The organism is Streptomyces sp. NPDC026394, from assembly GCF_055567735.1.
The window spans coordinates 800,849-820,321 of the sequence record NZ_JBVHPX010000001.1 but is presented as its reverse complement, the minus strand read 5'-3'; the positions used below and the strand labels follow the sequence as shown (position 1 = coordinate 820,321).

Genomic DNA, 19,473 nt, shown 5'->3' with positions numbered 1-19,473 from the left:
GCGGTGCCGGTCCGGTGCGGTACGTGGAGGGTGCCGCCCCGCCGGTGCCCGGCCGCGCTGTGGCCGCTGCGGACGGTTTCCGCGCCGCTGCGTCCACGTCGTGGTGTTGCTGTTGTTCCGGTACTGCTGTTGTTCCGGTACCGCTGTCGTTCGCGTACTGCTGCTGGTCAAGTACTGCTGTCGTTCCGGATATCGCCGCTCGCCCTACGGTTGTCCGCCGGTCCCGTAGGACCGGCCGTCCCGCGGAACTGCCGGCCCCACGGGTTGCGCCGGTACGACCGACCGTTGACACTGCCGCATCGGTTTCGGCACTTCGCGTTCGCGTCGCCTCGCGTTACTTCCCGTTCTGCTGCTTCGTACGTCTGCTGCTTCCTGCGTCTGCCGGTCCGGCATGTCCTGCGGCAGCTTCTCCGCCGTATCCCTGCCGTGTCCGCTACGTCATGGCTCTACGTCGCCGCTCCACGTCGCCGTAGTGCCTCGGTACCGCGCCATCGCGCTGTTCGCGCACCGGTTCACCGCACCGCTCCGCACGGCCGCCCTGCCGCTGTGCGTCGCGGCCGTGTCCCGTGAATCTGCCACAGGATTCCGTTGAACCTCCCACAGGATGCCGTCTGTTGCGGCGACCGGTACGGGGTGGACCTACCCGACCACGGAATTGAGCCAACCCGATTCGGCAGGGTTCACCCGCCGGTGCGTTGCCTCCGGCATACCCACGCCCGCAGCGTCCCGCCCCGGGTCGTGCACCGAAAGTAATCCTACGATCACGCCCGCGGCGAGGGCGATCCGCTAAACGCCACCATTCGCCACCCCTTTGAATGAACTCCCCGGCCGGTCCTCGCGATTGACTTGACACAGGTCGAGAGGAGACGGACGGAAAGGAGTGCGCACAGGCGCGCGTCGCACGCCGCACCACCCACCGCACCACAACGCGCCACGGACACCGACCTCTCCTGACGGAGCGTCACGACTTCGCTCCCACACGTAACCACTGGCACGCACCACCCGTTGGAGGAGGCATGGGCTTCACGATCGGCGGCATCCGCGACATCCGGTCCGGCTCACGGCGTCGCGCCCGCTCGACCGAGATCACGGCGGTGGCGGAGTACACGGGACTGTGGGGCTGGGACGTGGTGCCCGGCGCCCGCGCGGCCCGCGGCGGGAACGGACGTACGGTCTGCTCGTGCGGTGCGGACGACTGCGCCTCCCCCGGCGCGCACCCGCTGGCCCACGCGGACGGACTGGCGGCCGGCGCGACGCTGGAGGAGGCCGCCGACGTCTGGGCGAGGACGCCCGGTGCGGCCGTCCTGCTCCCGGTGGGCCGGACCTTCGACGTCCTCGAAGTGCCGGAAGGGGCGGGGCGCAGCGCGCTCGTACGGCTGGAACGGATGGGTCTGCCGCTCGGTCCGGTGGCCGCCACGCCGACGGGCCGCGCCCTGTTCTTCGTGGCGCCCGGTGCCGCCGCCGGGCTGCCCGGTCTGCTCTACCGGATGGGCTGGGACGACGCCGCCCTCGACCTGTGTCCGCGCGGCCCCGGCGACCATGTCACGGCCCCGCCGTCCGACCTCGGCGGGCTCGGCCCGATGCGGTGGCTGCGGCCGCCCACCCTGGACACGGCCGGGCGGCCGCCGCAGGCCCGGCTGCTGCTGGGCACACTCGCGTACGTGTGCCACCGGTCGGCCGCTTGACCTCGGGCCCGGACGGAACCGCGCCCCATCCGCGCCCCCGCCCGCCTACGCCGCACCCGCGCCGCAATGCAGCCCGCCACGCCACGCCCCGCCTCCCCGCGCCACGGCGTACCCCGGCATACCCCGCCTTCCCGCCCAGAAGCCCCGCCCCGCCCCCCACCCACCAAAAAGCCCCGCAGCGATCATCCGCTGCGGGGCTCTTCCCACCGGCTGCGCCCGTAAGGCCATCTGCCCGCCCTAGTCGCCGATCAGGGCGTCCACGAATGCCTCCGGCTCGAACGGCGCCAGGTCGTCCGCGCCCTCGCCGAGACCGACGAGCTTGACCGGTACGCCCAGCTCCCGCTGGACCGCGACGATGATGCCGCCCTTGGCCGTGCCGTCCAGCTTGGTCAGCACGACACCGGTGATGTCCACGACCTCCGCGAACACGCGGGCCTGCACCAGGCCGTTCTGGCCGGTGGTGGCGTCCAGGACGAGGAGGACCTCGCCGACCGGGCCGTGCTTCTCCACGACCCGCTTGACCTTGCCCAGCTCGTCCATCAGGCCGGTCTTGGTGTGCAGCCGGCCCGCGGTGTCGATGAGGACCACGTCGGCGCCCTCGGCGATACCTTCCTTCACCGCGTCGAAGGCGATCGAGGCCGGGTCGCCGCCCTCCGGACCGCGGACCGTACGGGCACCGACCCGCTCGCCCCAGGTCTGGAGCTGGTCGGCGGCGGCGGCGCGGAAGGTGTCGGCGGCGCCGAGGACGACCGACTTGCCGTCGGCGACCAGGACACGGGCCAGCTTGCCGGTGGTGGTGGTCTTGCCGGTGCCGTTGACGCCGACGACCATGACGACGCCGGGGATCTCCTGGCCGTCCTTGCCCACCGCGTTGTCGGTGGCGACCGCGCGGTCCTGGTCCGTACCGATCAGCTTGAGCAGCTCTTCGCGCAGCAGCGCGCGCAGCTCCTCGGGGGTACGGGTGCCGAGCACCTTCACGCGCTCGCGCAGCCGCTCCACCAGTTCCTGCGTGGGCGCGACACCCACGTCGGCGGTGAGCAGCGTGTCCTCGATCTCCTCCCAGGTGTCCTCGTCGAGGTGCTCGCGGGAGAGCAGCGTGAGCAGGCCCTTGCCCAGCGAGTTCTGGGAGCGGGAGAGCCGGGCGCGCAGCCGCACGAGCCGGCCGGCGGTCGGCTCGGGGACCTCGACCTCGGGGGCGGCGGGGGCGGGCGGCGTTTCGGCCACCGGCTCCTCGACGGGCGCCTCGGCCGGCGGCAGGTCGACTTCTTCTATGGTGCGACGGGTTTCGTCGCGGGGGGTCTCGGCGTCCTCACCGACCTGCGGCTCCGCAGGGGGCGCGGTGACGGACGGGGTGGTCGGCGGGGCCGGCGGCAGCTGCTTCTTCTTGCGGCTGCTGACGACGAGCCCGCTGATCGCGCCGAGCGCGACCACAGCGATGACTACAGCAAGGATGACGATTTCCATAACCCGTCCAGTATCGGTCACACCCCGCCGTGCGGGACCGCACACGCCGAACCTGGACGTCGCCTGTCCGGGTTCACTCGCCGCGGGGCCGCTCGCCACCCCCTGGAGGAAAAGTCCGGACATCGTGTACCACAGTCCGGGCCCCGAGCGCGGCGGCCCTGATCGTCGGCCCAGGTCGGCCGCCTGACCCGGCGCGGCGCCGCCTGCCCACCGGCGCACGCACCCCCGCGCCGGGGGCGCGGTCGATATCCGTCGTGTCGGCCGGGCGTTGAAAGCCCCTGCTCCGGACTGCCGCACACCCCGCCTGACCTGCGCCTCAGCCGACCGGACGGGAGGCTCCGACGAGTTCGGGGACAGCGAGCGGTCGTCGTTGGACACAACAAGGCGTATGAACCGAAGTTGGATCAAAGTACGATAGCTCTCGGCTGCGCAACGCGCGTAGAGTCCTGGCAACCCCCTCCCCTTCGCCAGGCATCACAGCCGCTGCCTGAACCCGCACGGAGACACCTGCACCATGGGCACCACGTCCACGGACACCATGTCCGCTCCTGAAACCGAAGGCGCCGTCGAGCAACGAGGCATCGAGCCCGTCCCCGACCACGAACGCCACGGCCGCGTCCGCGAACTCTTCCCGACCTGGGTCGCCGCCAACATCAGCGTGCTGCTGCTCACCATGGGTGCCTCCCTGGTGATCACCAACGGTCTGAACTTCTGGCAGGTCCTGATCGTGGCCGCCATCGCCTCCGTCGTCTCCTTCGGCATGGTCGGCGTGCTGTCGGTCTCCGGCAAGTGGGGCGGCGCGCCCGGCGCGATGCTCTCCCGTGCCGCCTTCGGTGTGCGGGGCAACTACTTCCCGGGCGCGATCCTGTGGGTGGCCCGCTTCGGCTGGGAGACGATCAACGCGGTCAGCGGCGCGTACGCCGTACTGACGGTCCTGAAGCTGCTGTTCGGCATCGAGGCCAACAACGTCCTCACTGTGATCACGCTGCTGCTCTTCGTCGCGACGACGTTCCTGGTCAGCGGCATGGGCCGGAAGGCGCTCAACGTCTGCAACAAGTACTCGACGTACCTGTTCAGCGTCTTCAGCATCATGGTGCTGGTCTACCTGATCGCCGAGATGCCGTGGGGGAAGATCTTCTCCCAGTCGGCGGGCAGCACCGCCCTGATGATCGCCGGTATCGGCACCATCGCGGCGGGCGGCATCAGCTGGGTGCCCACCGGTCCGGACTTCGCGCGCTACCTGCCGCACTCCGCCTCCGGCAAGAAGATCGTCGGCACCACCATCTCCGGCGCGGCCCTGGTGATGGTCCCGATGGTGCTGATGGGCGGCATCATGGCCGTCTCCAAGCCCGACCTGGCCAACCAGAACACCGACCCGATGTCCTTCCTCGGCGAGGTTCTGCCGACCTGGCTGGCGATCCCCTACCTGATCACCGCGCTGGTCGGGATGCTGCTGATCAACAGCCTGTCGATGTACTCGGCCGGTTTCACCGCGCAGACCATGGGCGTCAAGCTGCCGCGTGCCCTGGCCGTGAGCATCAACGCGGTCATCAGCCTGGTCGGCGGCGCGTTCATGATGCTGGTGGCCAAGGACTTCATCGGCCAGTTCATCACCTTCCTGACGCTGCTCGCGGTGTCCTTCTCCGCCTGGATCGGGGTGTACGCCGTCGACATGGCGCGCCGCCGGAACATGGCGGTCCGCTACGACGGCGATAGCCTGATGAACGTCAGCCGCGCCAGCCGTTACTGGTACGCGGGCGGCTTCTGCTGGCAGGCGCTGACAGCCTGGGCCGCGGCGCTGGTGGTGGGCCTGTGCCTGACCAAGGTCACCTGGTTCACCGGCCCGCTGGCCGAGACCTGGCCGGGCAAGCACGGCCTGGGCTGGGCGGCCACGATCGTGATCGCCGCGGTGGTCTTCGCGGTGCTGCCGAAGCCGAAGGAGACGGTGCCCGCGGGTGCCGCCGCCCCGGCCGCGGAGCCGGCGCCGGTCGGCTGATTCAGCGCCCGCACCCTTCTCACCTGATGTGACGTCAGCTAGCGTCCCCTTCGCCAACCGGGCCCACCGCCTCGGTGAAGGGGACGTTCGTCATGCCCGTAACGGTCCTGCGCTTCAACCTCGCCGACCCCTCCCCCACCCCCGCCTCACTCAGCGCGCGCTACCGGGCGGCCGTCGAGATGGCCGCCTTCGCCGACGACCGGGGCCTGACCACGGTCCAGACCGAGGAGCACCACGCCACGGACAACGGCTGGATGCCGGCGCCGCTGGCGTTCGCCGGCACGGTCCTGGGCGCCACCCGGCGGATCACCGTCACCGTCTCCGCCCTGATCACACCGCTGCACGACCCGCTGCGGCTGGCCGAGGAGATCGCCGTACTGGATCTGCTGAGCGGCGGCCGGCTGGTCACCGTGGCGGGCATCGGCTACCGGCCCGAGGAGTACGCGGCGCACGGCCGGGACTGGCACTGGCGGGGCAAGCTCCAGGACGAGGTGCTGGAGACGCTGCTCGCCGCCTGGAAGGGTGAGCCGTTCCGCTACCGGGGCCGTACGGTGCGGGTCACCCCGCGCCCGTACACCCAGCCCCATCCGCTGCTGCTGGTCGGCGGCAGCTCCCGGGCCGCCGCGCGCCGGGCCGCACGGCTGGGGCTGCCGCTCTTCCCCAGCGCGCATCTGCCCGAGCTGGAGGCGTACTACCACGCGCGGCGCGCCGAGTACGGGACCGAGGGCTGGGTGCTGCAGCCCGACGCCCGTACGAGTCTGCTGCACGTGTCCGAGGATCCGGACCGGTCCTGGGCCGAGTACGGCGGGCATCTGCTGCACGAGGCGCGAACGTACGCCGCGTGGCAGGCCCCCGGTGCGGAGTCGGCCGTGCGGTCCGCCGCCGACGACGTGGCGGCGCTGCGCCGGGAGGGGGTCTACCGGATCGTGACACCCGAGGAGTGTGTGCGGCTGGCCGGGGAGGCGGGGCCGACGGGGTCGCTGATCCTGCATCCGCTGTGCGGCGGGATGCCGGTGGACGAAGGCTGGCGTTCCGTACACCTGTTCGCGGAGCGGGTGGTTCCGCACCTGAAGGAGAGCTGAGGCGCCGGCCCGCTTCCCTGCTTCAACGGAAAACCATTCACGGGGAAAAGAAGTGCCCGCGAGCCCTGGCGCGCGATAAAGGAGCTGCCCCGATCCGACGGACGGACCGGGGCAGCTGCCCACAACTGAGGAGAAGGGCTGGCGGGGGGTTGTTAGCCCATCTCCTCCAACGCCTTGCCCTTGGTCTCCTTCACGAATTTCAGCACGAAGGGGATCGAGAGCAGAGCGAAGATCATGTAGATCACGTACGTACCCGAAAGATTCCAGTCGGAAAGGCTCGGGAAGCTGGCAGTGATGGCCCAGTTGGCGATCCACTGCGCACACGCCGCGACACCGAGCGCAGCGGCACGGATCTTGTTCGGGAACATCTCACCGAGGAAGACCCAGACTACGACGCCCCAGGACAGGGCGAAGAAGAGCACGAAGGCATGGGCCGCGACCAGGGCGACCGTGCCCTGGGCGGTCGGCAGCGTGCCGTCCGCGGTCTTCGAGGCGAAGGCCCAGGCCTCCAGCGCGAGGGCGACGGCCATACCGGCGGAACCGATCAGCGCCAGCGGACGGCGGCCGATCCGGTCCACGAAGACCATCGCGATCACGGTGCCGATGATGTTGATGATCGAGGTGGTGAAGCTGTAGAAGAACGAGCTGCTCGGGTTGATGCCGACGGACTGCCACAGCGTCGAGGAGTAGTAGAACGCCACGTTGATGCCGACGAGCTGCTGGAAGACCGAGAGGCCGATACCGATCCAGACGATCGGCAGGAAGCCGGCCTTGCCGCCCAGCAGGTCCTTGAAGCTGGACTTGTGCTCCCGGCGCATCGCCTCCTTGATCTCCGAGACGCGGGTGTCCAGGTCGACGCCCCGGCCCTCGACCTCGGCCAGCACCTCCTTGGCCTTGGCGGTCTTGCCGACGGAGATCAGGAAGCGGGGCGACTCGGGGATCGCGAAGGAGAGCAGCCCGTAGAGCACGGCCGGTACGACCATCACGCCGAGCATCCACTGCCAGGCCTCCAGACCCGCCAGCTTGCCGCGCTGGTCACCGCCGGCGAGGTTGAGGATGCCCCAGTTCACCAGCTGCGAGATCGCGATGCCGATGACGATCGCGGCCTGCTGGAAGGAGCCCAGGCGCCCCCGGTACGCGGGCGGCGCGACCTCGGCGATGTAGGCCGGGCCGATGACCGAGGCCATACCGATCGCGATGCCGCCCAGGACGCGCCACATGGCCAGGTCCCACAGGGCGAACGGCAGCGCCGAGCCGACCGCGCTGATCGTGAAGAGCGCCGCGGCGATCTGCATGACGCGGATCCGGCCGATGCGGTCCGCGATCCGGCCGGCCGTGGCGGCGCCGATGGCGCAGCCGATCAGCGCGATGGCGATCACCTGGGCGAGCCCCGCGGAGCCCACTTCGTAGCGGCCGCGGATCGCCTCGACGGCGCCGTTGATCACGGAACTGTCGTAGCCGAAGAGGAAGCCGCCCATCGCGGCAGCCGCGGTGATGAAGATGACATGGCCGAGGTGATCCGGCTGGGCCTTGCGGCCTTCCGGAGTCGTCGGCTGCGCGGTGCTGGTCAACGTGTACTCCAGTGCCCGGCTGCGCTGCCGGGCGTAGGGGGCTGGCCCTTCCAGTGGCGCATAGGTTGGGGGTACCCACCACTTGAAGGTAAAAGCAACGTTGCAGACCCTATGCCTTCAAGTTTCGAAGTCAATAGGTCGTGATGAATTTGTTTCGCCGGAGCTTCGCGGTCATTGCGTTCAAGTTATGAAGCGTGCCGGGGTCGCGGGAAGCGTGTATGCCACAGCCGGGTACCCTGCGCGCGGTCACCGGAGCCGCTGGCTGATGACCTTCGAGACGCCGTCGCCCTGCATCGACACCCCGTACAGCGCGTCGGCGACCTCCATCGTCCGCTTCTGGTGCGTGATCACGATCAGCTGGGAGCTCTCCTGCAGCTCCTCCATGATCCCGATCAGCCGCTGCAGATTGGTGTCGTCCAGCGCCGCCTCGACCTCGTCCATCACGTAGAACGGGCTGGGGCGCGCCTTGAAGATCGAGACCAGCAGCGCCACCGCGGTCAGCGACCGCTCGCCGCCCGACAGCAGCGACAGCCGCTTGACCTTCTTGCCCGGCGGGCGGGCCTCCACGTCCAGGCCGGTGGTGAGCATGTGGTCCGGGTCGGTCAGCACCAGCCGCCCCTCGCCGCCCGGGAACAGCCGCGCGAAGACGCCCTCGAACTCCCTGGCGGTGTCGTGGAAGGCCTCGGTGAAGACCTGCTCCACCCGCTCGTCGACCTCCTTGACCACCCGCAGCAGGTCGGTACGGGTCTTCTTCAAGTCTTCAAGCTGCTCGCTGAGGAACTGGTGCCGTTCCTCCAGCGCGGCGAACTCCTCCAGCGCCAGCGGGTTCACCTTCCCGAGCTGCTGATACGCCCGCTCGGCGGCCTTGAGCCGCTGCTCCTGCTCGGCCCGTACGTAGGCCACCGGCCGGTTGCGCGGGTGCTCCGGGTCCGCCGACAGCTCCTCGCCCTGCGCGGCCGGGGACGGCGGTACGGGCTGGTCGGGGCCGTACTCGGCCGCCAGCGCGGCGGGCTCGACGCCCAGCTCCTCCAGTGCCTTGGCCTCCAGCTGCTCGATCCGCATCCGCTTCTCGGCGCCCAGCACCTCGCCCCGGTGGACCGAGTCCGTCAGCTTGTCCAGCTCGTCCTTCAGCTCCCGGCTCGCGTTGCGCTCGGCCACCAGCGCCTGCTCGCGCTCCTGCTTGGCCAGCTCCGCGGTCAGCCGCTCCTCCTCGGCCCGGACGACCGAGACCTCGACGTGCGCCAGCAACTGCCGCGCCCCGGAGGCCACCGCGGACGCCACCGCCGCCTCGTGGCGGGCCCGGGCGCGCCGCTGATCGGCACGGGCCCGTGCCTCACGTTCGGCCCGCGCCGCGCGGTCCAGGCCGTCGGCCCGGCCCGCCAGGGCCTTGACCCGCTCCTCGTGCGTACGGGCCTGGAGGCGGGCCTCCATCTCCGTCTGCCGCGCGTTGGCGCCGTCCGCGGCCAGCCGGTCCCGTACGGAGGTGTCCGGCTCCGCGTCGCCGGGCTCCTCCTCGGCCACCGCCAGCCGCGCGGCCAGCTCCTCGGCCTCTTCGGTCGCCCGTTCGAGCGCTTCCTCCGCCTTCGCCGCGGCCGCGGCCGAGCGCTCCGCCTCGTCGGCGGCGCCGCGTGCCTGGCCACCGAGGCGGCCCAGGTCACCCGCGACGCGGGACTTCTCGCGGTCGGCGGCGCTCCGCAGCTCCCCCGCCTCCTCGGCCAGCCGCGCGCACGCGTCCCGCCGTTGCCGCGCCGCCTCGTGAGCGACGGTCAGTTCCGCACAGCGTTCGCCCAGTTCGGCGGCCTCGGCCGCGGCCTCGTCGACGGATGCCTGCACTTCCAGCAGGCTCGGCGCGCCGGCCGACCCGCCCTGCGCGAAGTGCGCCCCGAGGACGTCACCTTCGGCGGTCACCGCCGTCAGCTCCGGCCGGGACGCCACCAGTTCCTCGGCGTCCTCCAGCGAGCCGACGACCACGACGCCGCGCAGCAACCACCGTACGGAGCGCAGCAACTCGTCCGGGCCGCCGACCAGTTCGGATGCGAGCGGCAGGCCGCCGGAATCCACGTCCGGGCTCGACTCCGGGCCCGCGCCCAGCACCATCGCGGCACGTCCCGCGTCCTCCTTGCGCAGGAGGCGAATCGCTTCGGCAGCCGTGGCCGGGTCGGCCACGGCCACGGCGTCCGCCGCCGCGCCGAGTGCCGCCGCCACCGGCACCTCGTGGCCCGGTGCGACGGTCAGCAGTTCGGCGGCCGGGCCGAGCAGGCCGGTCAGCCGGTCGGCCGCGCCGAGCAACGCGCCGGTCCCGTCCTTGCGGCGCAGCCCGAGGGCCAGCGCCTCGTGGCGGGCGGAGACCGCCGCGCGCTGCCGCTCGGCGGCCGTCTGCGCGTCGCGCGCGGCGCTCAGCGCGGCCTCCGCGTCGGCCAGGTCCTGTTTCGCGGCCTCGTGCTGCCGCGACAGGTCGGCGTCGTCCGCGTCCAGCCCGTCCACCTCGGCCTTGAGGGTTTCGTACTGCTCCTGGGCGTGGGCCGCGCGCTGCCGCGCCTCGTCCCTGGCCGCGGCCAGCCGCCCGATCTCGGCCTGCGCCGAAGCCGCCCGGCCGCGCGCGGCCGTGACCTGCCCGTGCAGCCTGGCCAGTCCCTCCCGCCGGTCCGCCATGGCGCGCGCGGCGTCCCGCAGCCGCCGCTCCTCGTCCGCCAGCTGCCGCTCCAGGGCGGCCCGGTGCTCGACGGTGTCCTCCAGCGCCCGGCTCGCCGCCTCCAGCGCGGCTTCCAGCTCGGCCTCCTGCTCGCGGACCCGGGCCGCCTCCCGTTCCAGGTCCTCCGGGTCGCGGCCGCGCCGTTCCTCCGACGGGGCGGCCGTCGCGCTCTTGACCCGCGCGTCGGCCAGCGAGATCGTGCCGCGCACCCGCTCGGCGAGCTGCGACAGCTCGTAGTACGTCTGCTGGGCCCGCTGGAGCCGCGGCGTCAGCGTCCGTACCTCCTCCTCCAGGGCGGCCTCGCGCCGTGTCGCCTCCTTGAGCCGCTGCTCGGCGGTCTCCTTGCGCTGCTTGAGCGCCGCCTCGTCCGCGATCTCCGCGCGCAGCGCCTCGCGCAGTGTCACGAGGTCGTCGGCGAGCAGCCGCAGCCGGGCGTCGCGCAGGTCGGCCTGGATGACGGCGGCCCGGCGGGCCACGGCGGCCTGCCGGCCCAGCGGCTTGAGCTGCCGCCGCAGCTCGTCGGTGAGGTCCTGGACGCGCGCCAGGTTCGCCTTCATCGCCTCCAGCTTCCGCAGCGCCTTCTCCTTGCGCTTGCGGTGCTTGAGGACGCCGGCGGCCTCCTCGATGAAGGCGCGGCGCCCCATGGGGTCGGCGTGCAGGACGGAGTCGAGCTGGCCCTGCCCGACGATGACGTGCATCTCGCGGCCGATGCCGGAGTCCGAGAGCAGCTCCTGGATGTCCAGGAGGCGGCAGGTGTCCCCGTTGAGCTGGTACTCGCTGCCGCCGTTGCGGAACATCGTCCGCGTGATGGTGACCTCGGCGTAGTCGATGGGCAGGGCGCCGTCGGCGTTGTCGATGGTCAGCGAGACCTCGGCGCGGCCCAGCGGCGGCCGGCCGGTCGTCCCGGCAAAGATCACGTCTTCCATCTTGCCGCCGCGCAGCGACTTGGCGCCCTGCTCGCCCATGACCCAGGACAGGGCGTCGACGACATTGGACTTGCCCGACCCGTTGGGGCCCACGACACAGGTGATGCCGGGTTCAAAACGCAGTGTCGTGGCGGAGGCGAAGGATTTGAATCCTCGCAGTGTCAGGCTCTTGAGATGCACGCCGTTGGACTCTACCGCCCACGTCCCGCCGGGAGCCGCCCCGGCACGAGGACCCCGGCGCGGCCGCCCGGACGGGGAGCGCGAGGCCGGTCGCCGGGCGCCCGCGCTCCTCGCGGCGGTGTGATTTCGGTTTCGTTGCTGAAGGTGCAGGGCACATCAGACGGTGAGGGCCGACCGGGAGCCGAAGAGAAAAGCGACGGAAAACGACGAAGGGACGCCGAAGCGTCCCTTGAAGATCTTGCTAGCGGTGCCTCAAGCGGCTGGCGAAACAGCCCGCTGACCCCGGGGGATGGGGTCAGGTGAGCGCGGGCTCCGCCTGGGGTACGTCGATGCCCTCAAGCATCGAGTCGTCGTGACGTGCGGCAGCGGACAGCATGTCGTTTTCGGCCTGCATCCGGATGAGTTCGGATTCGAGGTCCTGGACGCGCTGCTGAAGCCGTCGCATCTCGGAGAGGACTCGGGGGTCGGAGCCGCCGACGTAACCGAGAAGCGCCTTTGCCATGATGGATGGTCCTCCACACTGAGTGACCGACCGAAGCGGTGTGGGTCGTGAGGGATTCGCACCCGCGGTGCTTGCCATTGTCCTGCGAACTCAATGCCAAACAGCTAAGGTGCGCGGGGCTTCCAGAGTCTCACCAAAAGGTTTGAGGGTCAACACGATCACGCCCCGTATCCTTGGGCGCCCGGGAGTCCGCGGCCACGGCAACGCCGGACCGGCTCCCCAGAAAAGCGCCTCGGGGGCGTGGAGATCATCCTTACAGCGGCAGCCTTCCACGGGTCGGCCGAGTTGGCAACCACCAGGTCATGACTGCATTGTGCATCTGACGGGGACACGCAGAACCGGCCCCGCGTCCGGTTCCCGGATACCGCGCGCCGCACCGGGTCAGCGGATCGCGAAGCCGTCGTAACCGCCCCGCGGAGTGTCCCAGATCTCACCGACCCCTTCGACACGTCCGGGCGTGTCGCCGGTGCGCAGCCACTCCAGAAGCTCCTCGCACCGTTGGCGGGGTCCCTCGGCGACGACCTGGACCCGGCCGTCTTCGAGATTGAGGGCGAACCCCACGAGGCCGCCGATCCGCAGGGCGTTGGCCCGGGTGAACCACCGGAAGCCGACCCCTTGGACCCGGCCGCGCACCCAGGCGGTCAGGCGGACATCTTCGTTCATGTCTGCACGTTAACCGGCCAATTGCTCGGCGGGCACATCGGCCCCACACGTCATGGCGTACAGTCGCCCGGCAAACGAGACTCACCCGTACGGGTGAGGCGCGTTGACGCTCGTGTGGACAGAAGGAAGGCAGTGGATGGGCCGCCATCGACGCTCCGCTCCCGCATCGCCCGAAGCCGCCGGAGCCACGGACCAGGCCGGAAGCCCGGCCTCCGCATCTCCCGCGCACGCGGGCCCCGCGCACTCCGGCCGCCACCGTGGCAACCGCCCCGCGCGCGACCGCCGGTCCGCACCGGTCCGCACCGGACTGCTCGGCGCTTCGGCCGCCGTGGCGATGGGCGCGGTCGCCGTCGCCTCGGGCCTGCTACCCGGCGGCGGGCAGTACGACTGGGGCGGCAGCGGCGGCTCCGGCGAGCGGGTGCGCGCCGACGCCCTGCCGCACACCACGCCGCGCGACGCGGCGTCCGTGTCGCCCACGGACCGGGGCACCGGGCAGGCCAGCCGCGGCGAGACCCGGCCCGGCCTCCCGGACCGGACGCGCCCCACGTCGTCCGCCGCCCCGTCGGCCACCCCGGCCCCCCGGCGCCCGTCCACGCCCGCGGCGGACACCGCCCCCGACCGGGACCGCACGCAGCGGCCGGACCGTACGGCGACCACCCCCGCGCCCCCGAAGCGCACCCCGACCGCCTCCGCGGCGCCGGACACCTCGCCCTCCGCGGCCGAGTCACAAGTGGTGGACCTGGTCAACCAGGAGCGCGCGAAGGCCGGCTGCTCACCGGTGACCGCCGACCGCGAACTGGGCGTCCTGGCCCGGAACTTCAGCGAGGACATGGCGCGCCGCGGCTTCTTCGACCACACCGACCCGGACGGCCGCAGCCCGTGGGACCGGGCCAAGGAGGCGGGCATGGAGAACCTGGGCGGCGAGAACATAGCGCGCGGCCAGGCCGACGCCCGCGCGGTGATGGACACCTGGATGCACAGCACCGGACACCGCGCCAACATACTGAACTGCGAATACAAGACCTTGGGGGTCGGAGCGCACTTCGGCTCGGGCGGCCCGTGGTGGACACAGGACTTCGGCTTCTGAGCCGGGCGGCGGCGTCGGCTCAGCCCTCCGCTTCCTCCGGAAGGCTGTCCCATTCCTCGCCGTCGCGGTAGAGCTCGTAGCCGTGCTCGGCGGCGATCTCCTCCGCCTGGGTGCGGCTGTGCACCGTGACCTCGTGCCGCTCGCTGACCACCTCGCCGTGTACGCCGCCTTCTTCGACCACCTCGATCGCGTGTGTCTCGTACACGACGCTGCCGGGCGCCGCCGAGCTCCAGACCAGATGCATACTCGTCGCCATCGGATCCCAACCTCCGAAGGTATGGCCCCCTGGCTACAGGGTCGCATCTCCATCCGTACGAAAGCACGCGTATGCGGGTGGGTCGGCGTGTACAGGTCCCCGCGTACGGGCGGCATGCCCGGGGGCCGGGCGTGCGGGGTGGGCGCGCGGGCCGGGCGCGCGCTGTACGGATCTACGGCGCGCCGGTGTGCGGGCTTGGAGCCTGAGTGGTGACACAGGCTCTTACGGACGCGGCGGTCGCTGGCAGCGGGGGCAGAAGTAGCTGGAGCGGTTCATCCAGGGGCGGCGGCGCATGGCCGTGCCGCAGCGCCGGCACGGTTCGTCCTCGCGCCCGTACGCGTCCAGCGACCGTTCGAAGTAGCCGGACTCGCCGTTGACGTTGACGTAGAGGCTGTCGAAGCTGGTGCCGCCGACGGCGAGCGCGGCGCTCATGACGTCGCGGATGTGGCCGAGCAGCTCGGTGGTGCGGGGGCGAGTGAGGGTGGCGGTCGGGCGGTCGTAGTGCAGCCGGGAGCGCCACAGTGCCTCGTCGGCGTAGATGTTGCCGACACCGCTGATCAGCGACTGGTCCAGCAGCGCGCGCTTGACGGTGGTGCGGCGGCGGCGCAGCGCGTCGTGGAAGGCGGCGTCGTCGAAGGCCGGGTCGAGCGGGTCGCGGGCGATGTGCGCGATGACGTCGGGGAGCCCTTCGAGGTCGCCGGGCACGGCGTCGTGCAGCGACAGCCCGCCGAAGGTGCGCTGGTCGACGAAGCGCAGCTCGGTGCCGGCGTCGTCGTCGAAGGTGAGGCGGACGCGCAGGTGCTTCTCGTCGGGGGCGTCCTGCGGCTGGACCAGGAGCTGCCCGCTCATGCCCAGGTGGGCGAGGACGGACAGGCCGTCGGTGACCGGGAGCCAGAGGTACTTGCCGCGGCGCCGGGCCTCGCCGATGCGCTGCCCCCGAAGGCGCGTCGCGAAGTCGACGGCTCCGGCGGTGTGCCTCCGGACGGCCCGCGGGTGCAGGACCTCGACGGCGTCGACGGTACGGCCCCGTACCCACCGCTCCAGTCCGCGGCGTACGACCTCGACCTCGGGCAGCTCGGGCACGGCTCTCCTCGTCATGGGGCGTCCGCCGCGAGCGCGCGGGGGACGCGGTACGGATGGTGCGCGCCAGCCGCGGGAAGCGGGCCTCGCGCGGGCGGTACGGCCCCGCAAAGCACTGCCCGGCCGCCCTCCCCTGTACGGGACGGACGACCGGGAGTGACGAGCTCTGCGGCTCAGCCGGAGACGGGCGGCTCCCCTGCCGGGGGAACCACGGGCTCCCCGGACGGCGGAACCACGGGCTCCCCCGCCGGCGGCGCGTCCGCGGCCTTCTCGGCCGCTTCGTCCGCCGCCGCGCGGATCGCCCGCCAGGCGGACTCGGCCGCCTGCTGCTCGGCTTCCTTCTTGCTGCGGCCGGTGCCGGTGCCGTACGAGACACCACCGACGCGGGCAGCAGCAGTGAAGGTCTTCTCGTGGTCCGGACCGGTCTCGCTGACCACGTACTCCGGGACACCGAGACCTTCGGTCGCGGTCAGTTCCTGGAGGCTGGTCTTCCAGTCCAGGCCGGCCCCCAGGCCGGCGGACTTCTCGATGAGCGGGTCGAAGAGCCGGTGCACCAGCTCGCCGGCCGCGTCGAGGCCCTGGTCGAGATAGACCGCGCCGATCACCGCTTCGAGGGTGTCGGCCAGGATGGAGGCCTTGTTCCGGCCTCCGGTGCCTTCTTCGCCCCGGCCGAGGCGGATGAAGGCGCCGAGGTCGAGGCCACGGCCCACCTCGGCGAGTGCGCGCGAGTTGACCACCGCGGCCCGCAGCTTGGCCAGCTGGCCTTCGGGCAGGTCGGGGTGGGTGCGGTACAGCGTGTCCGTGACCACCAGGCCGAGCACCGAGTCCCCGAGGAACTCCAGCCGCTCGTTGGTGGGCAGACCGCCGTTCTCGTACGCGTACGAGCGGTGCGTCAGCGCACGCACCAGAAGGGCGGACTCAAGGTGATACCCGAGCCGCCCTTCCAGAAGCGTGTGGGACGAGGCCGTGTCCGCCGGTGCCGTTTCAGCCCCGCGCTTGCGGGGAGACGTCTGGGCGTCTGACATAGAGCCTGTCACCAGCCGATCAGACCTCGAGGACCTGTCGCTTGTTGTAGGTGCCGCAGCTCGGGCACGCGATGTGCTGCTGCTTCGGCTCGTGGCAGCGCTCGCACGCCACCAGGGTGGGGACCGCAGCCTTCCACTGCGACCGGCGGTGGCGCGTGTTGCTGCGCGACATCTTCCGCTTCGGAACAGCCACGGCTACTTCTCCTGCTTCTCGGCGGCGCGCGCTGATTCAGGCCCGTCGCCGCTCATGTTTTCGTCCTTCTCGCCGGCCGGGTCGGTGGCGAGTCCCTGCAGTGCCGCCCAACGGATGTCGACGGCGTCGTGGTGGTGGTCCGGGTCGTCCGCGAGCCGCTCTCCGCACTGGGAGCACAGGCCCGGGCAGTCGTCCTGGCACACCGGCTGCATCGGCAGTGCGAGCACCACCGCGTCACGCAGCACGGGTTCGAGGTCGAACAGGTCGTCCTCGAGGAAGAGAGTGTCCTCCTCTTCCTCGGCGTCGTCGCCGGGCTCCGCGGTGCGGTTCCTGGCGTCGGCGTCGGGGTAGGAGAACATCTCCTGGAAGTCCGCTACGAGCTCGCGCTCCAGCGGCTCCAGACACCTTACGCACTCCCCCTGGACCGATGCACGGCCGGTGCCTGTGACAAGCACCCCGTCCATGACGGACTCCAGGCGGAAGTCGAGTTCCACCGGCGCGCCCACGGGCACTCCGATGACCTCGTTGCCGAGGTCCCGGGGGGCCTCGACGGTGCGGGAGAGCCGCTGCAGCGCGCCGGGACGACGTCCCAGATCGCGCGTGTCGAACACGAGCGGGGAACGGTGGTCGAGGCGGGCGTTGATGGCTTCCTGCTTTCTACGCTGACGTACGAGCCACCCCGTCACCGACAGGCAACCGGGCAGCAGAGATCGCGGACGTACACGCGACCGAAGAGCCAGGATACTGGAACGGTCCCGATAGGCCCAATCCGCTACTGGCGCCCCTCCTCGTACTGCCGCAGCCGGTCCAGATCGATCATGCTCGTGTCGAAGAGACTGGTCTCGTCGAGGGCGGCGGGCTGCGCCGCCCCGCCCGCCGGGTCCTGCCCGGGCGGCTGGGGCTGCTGGAGGTAGGCCGCGTTCGGGTCGTAGGGCTGCTGGTGCTGGTGCTGGTGCTGCTGGGCCTGCGGATCCTGCCAGCCGTAGCCGTACGGGTCCTGCTGTGCGTACGAGGCCTGCTGGTAGCCGTAGGCGTCCTGCTGCTGGTAACCCGGGGCGGTGTAGTCGGCGTAGTACTCCTGCCGGCCCCCGGGCTGGGCCTGGGGCGGCACGGTGGGCTGCGGCGGTACGGGGTCGGCCAGCTCGGCGAGCCCGGCCAGGTACTCGGCGTCGCCGGTGTGGCCCGGGTGGTGGCCGTCGGACGGTGCGGCGAGGCTGCCCAGCTCGTCCGTCGGGCGGGCGCCCTGGAGCTTGAGCCGGCCGCGGCCGACGGCCTCCAGGGTCTTGGTCAGGACGGCTTCGAAGGCGCCGAACTTGGCGTCCACGTACCGGTCGGCCCGCTCCTTGAGCGTCTGCGGGTCGGCGCTGCGCTCGGGCGCCTGGACGCCGTCCTCGTCCGGGTGGCCGTCCTCGCCCGGCGCGCGGCCCAGCAGCTTCTCGCGGCCCCGGTCGACCGAGCCGATGGTCTTGGTGAGGACGACCTCGAAGTTGGCCAGCTTGCTGTCCACGTAGTCGTCCGCCTCGGCGCGGACCTCCTCGGCCTCCCGGCGGGCCTCGGCCAGGATGCGGTCGGCCTCGGCCCGGGACTGCCGGGCGACCTCGGTGTCGGAGATCAGCGAGCCGCGGTGGGCGTTGGCGGACTCGATGATCCGCTCCGCCTCGGCACGGGCCTCCTCGACCATCTGCGCACGGTCGCCCAGCACCTCCTGGGCCTGCGCGAGCGACCCGGGCAGCGCGGCCCGCACCTCCTCCAGCATGGCGAGCAGCTCGGCGCGGTTGACCACGCACGAGGCCGACATGGGCATGGACCGGGCGCTGCCGACGGTCCGGACGATCTCGTCGAGCTTTTTCTGCACGTCCACCTTGGACTCGCCACTCTCCGGGTCGGTACGACGGAACGGGGACGACTGTACGTCCACAGCGCCCCACGCCGACACCTGCTGACGGGAGGTCAGGACGTGCCCCGGGCCGTCACTCGGTACCGAGCCGCTTGGTCAGCTCCTCCAGGACGAAGGGCGGCACGAGGTGGGAGACGTCGCCGCCCCAGGCCGCGACCTCCTTGACCAGGCTGGACGAGAGGAAGCTGTAGGTGGGGCTGGTGGGGATGAAGAGGGTCTCGATGCCGGAGAGCCCGTTGTTCATCTGGGCCATCTGCAGCTCGTAGTCGAAGTCGCTGACCGCCCGCAGCCCCTTGACGATGGCGGGGATGTCGCGCTGCTTGCAGAAGTCGACGAGCAGGCCGTGGAAGGACTCGACCTGGACGTTCCCGTACTCGGCGGTGGCCCGGCGGATCAGGTCGATCCGCTCGTCGACCGTGAACAGGCCCTTCTTGGCCTGGTTGATCATCACGGTGACGTGCACGACGTCGTAGAGCCTGGAGGCCCGGGCAATGATGTCCAGATGCCCGTTGGTGATGGGGTCGAACGACCCCGGACAGACTGCGCGGCGCAACTGAGGTTCCTCGCTCTCCGGTCCGGTCATGACGCGTTGTCGCACGTCGAAGCGGCGCGACCGTACCAAAGCGTCCCCTCGCCGTAGCGCCGGGACCGGACGGCCTCGAATCCGGCCGGCCAGGGGAACGGACCGCCTCTGGTGCTCCGCTCCACGGTGACGAGTGCCTCCTCGGCGCACCAGCCCCGTTGATGGAGTGTGAGCAGGATCTCCTCAAGATCGCTGTTGGTGACGGCGTACGGCGGGTCGAGGAAGAGCACGTCGTACGGCTCGTCCGGGGCCGGCCCGGCGATCACCTGCTCGGCCTTGCCGGCCCGCACCTCGGCGCCCGGCAGACCGAGGGTGCGGACGTTGTCCCTGATGGTGCGGACGGCGCGGGCGTCGGCCTCGACCAGCAGGACGTGCGCGGCGCCGCGGGACAGTGCCTCCAGGCCCACGGCGCCGGAGCCGCCGTACAGGTCGAGCACCCGGGCGCCGGACAGCGTGCCGTCCAGCGACTCCCAGGTGGAGAACAGGCCCTCGCGCGCCCGGTCGGAGGTCGGGCGGGTGCCGTTGCCGGGGGGCACGGCCAGGCGCCGGCCGCCGGCCGTGCCGGCGATCACGCGGGTCATGGGTCTCGGT

17 protein-coding genes are annotated in these 19,473 nt (G+C 71.6%); 4 read left to right on the top strand and 13 right to left on the bottom strand.

The features are described 5' to 3' along the window. The first annotated feature begins 1,016 nt into the window (after positions 1–1,016). Complete coding sequence (locus ACZ4QV_RS03510) at positions 1,017–1,685, top strand: bifunctional DNA primase/polymerase (RefSeq protein WP_361583857.1); 669 nt, start codon at positions 1,017–1,019, stop codon at positions 1,683–1,685. A gap of 237 nt (positions 1,686–1,922) precedes the next feature. Here the strand turns inward: ACZ4QV_RS03510 and ftsY are convergent, their stop codons facing one another. Next, complete coding sequence (gene ftsY / locus ACZ4QV_RS03505) at positions 1,923–3,149, bottom strand: signal recognition particle-docking protein FtsY (protein WP_467762524.1); 1,227 nt, start codon at positions 3,147–3,149, stop codon at positions 1,923–1,925. A 514-nt stretch (positions 3,150–3,663) separates the two neighbouring features. Between ftsY and ACZ4QV_RS03500 the strand changes: the two genes are divergently transcribed. Beyond that, a complete protein-coding gene (locus ACZ4QV_RS03500) occupies positions 3,664–5,145 on the top strand; it encodes a purine-cytosine permease family protein (RefSeq protein WP_361145736.1) in 1,482 nt (493 codons plus the stop codon). Between the two features lie 92 nt (positions 5,146–5,237). Next, positions 5,238–6,227, top strand: coding sequence for an LLM class flavin-dependent oxidoreductase (locus tag ACZ4QV_RS03495; protein ID WP_361145738.1), 990 nt, complete (start codon positions 5,238–5,240; stop codon positions 6,225–6,227). 152 nt (positions 6,228–6,379) lie between these two features. Here ACZ4QV_RS03495 and ACZ4QV_RS03490 read toward each other — a convergent pair whose 3' ends face one another. From ACZ4QV_RS03490 to ACZ4QV_RS03475, 4 genes are all read right to left on the bottom strand, one after another. Further along, positions 6,380–7,798 carry a sugar porter family MFS transporter gene (locus tag ACZ4QV_RS03490; RefSeq protein ID WP_361583864.1) on the bottom strand — a complete coding sequence of 473 codons (1,419 nt, stop codon included), beginning with the start codon at positions 7,796–7,798 and terminating at the stop codon, positions 6,380–6,382. Positions 7,799–8,044: 246 nt separating this feature from the next. Next, positions 8,045–11,596 carry a chromosome segregation protein SMC gene (smc, locus tag ACZ4QV_RS03485; protein WP_467762523.1) on the bottom strand — a complete coding sequence of 1,184 codons (3,552 nt, stop codon included), beginning with the start codon at positions 11,594–11,596 and terminating at the stop codon, positions 8,045–8,047. A 295-nt stretch (positions 11,597–11,891) separates the two neighbouring features. Then, positions 11,892–12,098 (bottom strand): hypothetical protein, encoded by a 207-nt coding sequence (locus ACZ4QV_RS03480; protein WP_361145746.1) that lies wholly within the window; start codon positions 12,096–12,098, stop codon positions 11,892–11,894. Positions 12,099–12,479: 381 nt separating this feature from the next. Next, the gene (locus tag ACZ4QV_RS03475) at positions 12,480–12,761 is read right to left on the bottom strand and encodes an acylphosphatase (protein WP_361145748.1); all 282 of its coding nucleotides are present in this window, start codon (positions 12,759–12,761) and stop codon (positions 12,480–12,482) included. A gap of 136 nt (positions 12,762–12,897) precedes the next feature. Between ACZ4QV_RS03475 and ACZ4QV_RS03470 the strand changes: the two genes are divergently transcribed. After that, positions 12,898–13,848: a CAP domain-containing protein gene (locus ACZ4QV_RS03470; RefSeq protein WP_361145751.1), complete on the top strand. Its 951-nt coding sequence runs from the start codon at positions 12,898–12,900 to the stop codon at positions 13,846–13,848. Between the two features lie 19 nt (positions 13,849–13,867). Here ACZ4QV_RS03470 and ACZ4QV_RS03465 read toward each other — a convergent pair whose 3' ends face one another. From ACZ4QV_RS03465 to rsmD, 8 genes are all read right to left on the bottom strand, one after another. Next, the gene (locus ACZ4QV_RS03465; RefSeq protein WP_361583872.1) at positions 13,868–14,104 is read right to left on the bottom strand and encodes a hypothetical protein; all 237 of its coding nucleotides are present in this window, start codon (positions 14,102–14,104) and stop codon (positions 13,868–13,870) included. 222 nt (positions 14,105–14,326) lie between these two features. Beyond that, positions 14,327–15,187, bottom strand: coding sequence for a bifunctional DNA-formamidopyrimidine glycosylase/DNA-(apurinic or apyrimidinic site) lyase (gene mutM / locus ACZ4QV_RS03460; protein WP_361145757.1), 861 nt, complete (start codon positions 15,185–15,187; stop codon positions 14,327–14,329). 170 nt (positions 15,188–15,357) lie between these two features. Further along, positions 15,358–16,209, bottom strand: coding sequence for a ribonuclease III (gene rnc, locus ACZ4QV_RS03455; RefSeq protein ID WP_361583875.1), 852 nt, complete (start codon positions 16,207–16,209; stop codon positions 15,358–15,360). Positions 16,210–16,228: 19 nt separating this feature from the next. Continuing rightward, entirely contained in the window at positions 16,229–16,402 is a 174-nt protein-coding gene (gene rpmF / locus ACZ4QV_RS03450; RefSeq protein ID WP_003951102.1) for a 50S ribosomal protein L32, read from the bottom strand. 2 nt (positions 16,403–16,404) lie between these two features. Then, positions 16,405–17,088, bottom strand: a complete 684-nt coding sequence (locus ACZ4QV_RS03445; RefSeq protein ID WP_361145763.1) for a YceD family protein — start codon at positions 17,086–17,088, stop codon at positions 16,405–16,407. An 86-nt stretch (positions 17,089–17,174) separates the two neighbouring features. Then, the gene (locus tag ACZ4QV_RS03440; protein ID WP_361584049.1) at positions 17,175–18,263 is read right to left on the bottom strand and encodes a cell division initiation protein; all 1,089 of its coding nucleotides are present in this window, start codon (positions 18,261–18,263) and stop codon (positions 17,175–17,177) included. Positions 18,264–18,372: 109 nt separating this feature from the next. Continuing rightward, positions 18,373–18,882, bottom strand: a complete 510-nt coding sequence (coaD, locus tag ACZ4QV_RS03435; protein WP_361145766.1) for a pantetheine-phosphate adenylyltransferase — start codon at positions 18,880–18,882, stop codon at positions 18,373–18,375. Further along, entirely contained in the window at positions 18,879–19,463 is a 585-nt protein-coding gene (gene rsmD / locus ACZ4QV_RS03430) for a 16S rRNA (guanine(966)-N(2))-methyltransferase RsmD (RefSeq protein ID WP_361145768.1), read from the bottom strand. Before rsmD ends, coaD begins: the two co-directional genes overlap by 4 nt. Positions 19,464–19,473 lie beyond the last annotated feature (10 nt).

Excerpts from the sequence above, each read along its gene's own strand:
- ACZ4QV_RS03510 (WP_361583857.1), top strand. The coding sequence starts at position 1,017 with ATGGGCTTCACGATCGGCGGCATCCGCGACATCCGGTCCGGCTCACGG.
- ftsY (WP_467762524.1), bottom strand. The coding sequence starts at position 3,149 with ATGGAAATCGTCATCCTTGCTGTAGTCATCGCTGTGGTCGCGCTCGGC.
- ACZ4QV_RS03500 (WP_361145736.1), top strand. The coding sequence starts at position 3,664 with ATGGGCACCACGTCCACGGACACCATGTCCGCTCCTGAAACCGAAGGC.
- ACZ4QV_RS03495 (WP_361145738.1), top strand. The coding sequence starts at position 5,238 with ATGCCCGTAACGGTCCTGCGCTTCAACCTCGCCGACCCCTCCCCCACC.
- ACZ4QV_RS03480 (WP_361145746.1), bottom strand. The coding sequence starts at position 12,098 with ATGGCAAAGGCGCTTCTCGGTTACGTCGGCGGCTCCGACCCCCGAGTC.
- ACZ4QV_RS03475 (WP_361145748.1), bottom strand. The coding sequence starts at position 12,761 with ATGAACGAAGATGTCCGCCTGACCGCCTGGGTGCGCGGCCGGGTCCAA.
- ACZ4QV_RS03470 (WP_361145751.1), top strand. The coding sequence starts at position 12,898 with ATGGGCCGCCATCGACGCTCCGCTCCCGCATCGCCCGAAGCCGCCGGA.
- ACZ4QV_RS03465 (WP_361583872.1), bottom strand. The coding sequence starts at position 14,104 with ATGGCGACGAGTATGCATCTGGTCTGGAGCTCGGCGGCGCCCGGCAGC.
- rnc (WP_361583875.1), bottom strand. The coding sequence starts at position 16,209 with ATGTCAGACGCCCAGACGTCTCCCCGCAAGCGCGGGGCTGAAACGGCA.
- coaD (WP_361145766.1), bottom strand. The coding sequence starts at position 18,882 with ATGACCGGACCGGAGAGCGAGGAACCTCAGTTGCGCCGCGCAGTCTGT.
- rsmD (WP_361145768.1), bottom strand. The coding sequence starts at position 19,463 with ATGACCCGCGTGATCGCCGGCACGGCCGGCGGCCGGCGCCTGGCCGTG.